Origin of the sequence: Microcoleus sp. T3_D1 (assembly GCF_036700405.1) — a bacterium.
Classification (GTDB): Bacteria; Cyanobacteriota; Cyanobacteriia; order Cyanobacteriales; family Microcoleaceae; genus Microcoleus.
Window position 1 is genome coordinate 1 of the sequence record NZ_JAUBOV010000180.1, and the last position, 2,495, is coordinate 2,495.

The 2,495-nt window shown below is 44.5% G+C and carries 1 protein-coding gene; it reads right to left on the reverse strand.

Features of this window, described 5'->3' with window-relative positions; all coding sequences use genetic code 11:
* Positions 1-124: 124 nt before the first annotated feature.
* Entirely contained in the window at positions 125-1,879 is a 1,755-nt protein-coding gene (gene ltrA / locus QT992_RS33205; RefSeq protein ID WP_333321618.1) for a group II intron reverse transcriptase/maturase, read from the reverse strand.
* Positions 1,880-2,495 lie beyond the last annotated feature (616 nt).

Consider the following 2,495-nt stretch of genomic DNA (forward strand, 5'->3'; position numbering starts at 1 on the left):
GTTGAAGTCGAGTGGGAAGTCGCCTTCCCACCCTCTCCTACAAAACCGTGCTTGCGAGTTTCCCCGCACACGGCTCCTCAATTGCTTGGCACTTGTCATGTGTACCTCTTTGCCCAGGTTTGGGTTAGGGGATGAGTTCATAGAAGTCATCACTTCTTATTTCCCATTCTTTAGGTTCCCACATGGCGTGTAAGATATCGTGGCAGTGTTTGTGTATAGCCATCAGATTTGTGCGCTTGTTATTTTTGCGATTTTTGTCCAAATGGTGAATTTCCACAAGGCTATCTGACGTGAAATACAAACCGCAGTGCAAACATCTACCTTTTTGTTTATTCAACAGTTCGGATAGTGTTTTTGGGATTTCAGGATAGTTCCTTAATCTTTGACTCCAGTATACCCAATCTCCGTCGTAGGGACTTTGACTGCCTTTCACCTTTGTGTGTCTTTTTATTTGTGTATCTGGGTGTTCAGCTAGTTTTAGCCCATCAGGTGTGGCAAACGTCCATTTTCTTCCTTCGATTTCTCTCCAGTATTTTTGGGCGTTGCTTTCCTTTTTGCATCGACGTTTTGCCCATGCCCAAAGCTGCTTGAAGGTGATGTGACTTAGCTTGTCAAACGTTTCTTGACTTGCGACTGTGGAGAAATAATTGCACCAACCCCTGATAAGTGGGTTGAGTCTGGCTATCAATGCTGCTTGTGGGGCTGCACTATGCTCTTTTATGATGGTTGCTATTTTCTTACAGTGTCCCTTCACGCTTTTCTTTGAGGGGGTGATTATGGTCTTAAATCCTAGTGGTTCCTTGTTGGTGGATTTACCAGTTTGGTATTTACCTACTGGGTGTTGTCTAATATTGAACCCAAGAAAGTCAAACCCAATATTTCCTGAGTATTCAGTCAGTGTGTGGGATATTCTTGTTTTACTAGGTTTAAGTTCCAAGCCAATGTCACTTAGCCACTCTGCTATTATTTCCTGGCACCTTTGGACTATGGCAAGGTCTTCGTGTATAATCACGAAATCGTCGGCATAGCGTATGAGGCTGAGGCTCATTTGGTTTACCTTTTTCCCATATCCTGGTCTACAGGGCAAGGTAGCCGCATATTGCTTTATCCTATTTTCCATGCCATGTAACGCGATATTGGCTAGGAGTGGACTAATCACTCCTCCTTGAGGTGTGCCTTCCTCAGTAGGACTGTAAGCTTTTTGCTTATTGGCATAATTGCTCCAGTCAATTACCCCTGCTTTTAACCATGCCCGTATTTGGCGACGAATGGTGGGGGATGTATTTAGTTTTCTGAGAAGTGCGTCGTGGCTAATTCGGTCGAAGCATTGGGCGATGTCGGCATCTAGCACGTATTTTGGCTTGTACCTAATCGCATTGAAGATTGCTCCGATTGCGTCGTGACATGACCTTCCGAGTCGGAATCCGTAGCTATTAGGCTCGAATCTTGCCTCCCATTCTGGCTCTAAGGCAGCTTTTACTAGAGCTTGGGTTGCTCTATCGTGCATTATGGGTATTCCTAACGGGCGTTTTTCCTCCCTTCCAGGCTTAGGAATCCAAACCCTTCTAGTTGGTTTTGCCTTTTGGTTTAACCTCAGTCGGTTAACAAGTTCCAGCCTTTGATTAGGAGTTAAACTCTTAACCCCATCTATTCCAGCGGTTTTCTTGCCCTGGTTATCCTGAGTTACCCGACGCACGGCTAATACCTTAGCCGACCAAGAATTAATCAAGGTCTTCTGAAGCTTGCGAACTGCTCGAACATCTCCACGTTGAGAGGCTTGGAATATGCGCTTTTGTAGCTTAAAAACTCTTCGCTCGACTTTACGCCAAGGAATATCTTTCCATTCCACAGTCGCCAATTCTGACTCTGTATTAGACATATTTACTACTACTTGTTCCTCTTCCCTCCAAACAATCGTGAATCTGTCAGCGTATCCTCACTGTTAAGTGAGGCATTGGCTTCTGATTCAATCCTTTTCTAATACATCATTTAGCTAGCTACCTACTCAGGTATCGACCTTTTTTTCTGAGAGATGTATAAGAGTTACTTCGTTCCTAATGACCATTGGTTGAATCTTTAGAGTGATGCTGTCCACCGAGGTTAAGGGAAGCGCTTATTGGTCACGGCTGGAGTTGCCAATTCCCTACCTTTGCCCTTTTGGGACTCCCAGTGTATCAGCCTTATTTCACTGGTTAACATTAACGATGGTTCAGGTGCATCTTCACTTGCGTTACTCATGGATTCCTGCTAAGGTGGGATGACAGTTTAGGCTACTGTTTTACCCCTATTTGACTTCCCCGCTTCATCCTGACAGTTGCTAATTGTTCAGCATGGGGGAAGCGCTTTAACCATTGCGCTTATGGAGAGGGACTTACACCCTCATGATCATTAAGTTGTTAAGGGTTTTATTTCAACCAAGACGAGAGGTTGAACCCTTACTCCTCGTACACTTTGAGTTTTATATCTCCATTTTTCGAGGAAACGAATCGCACCCA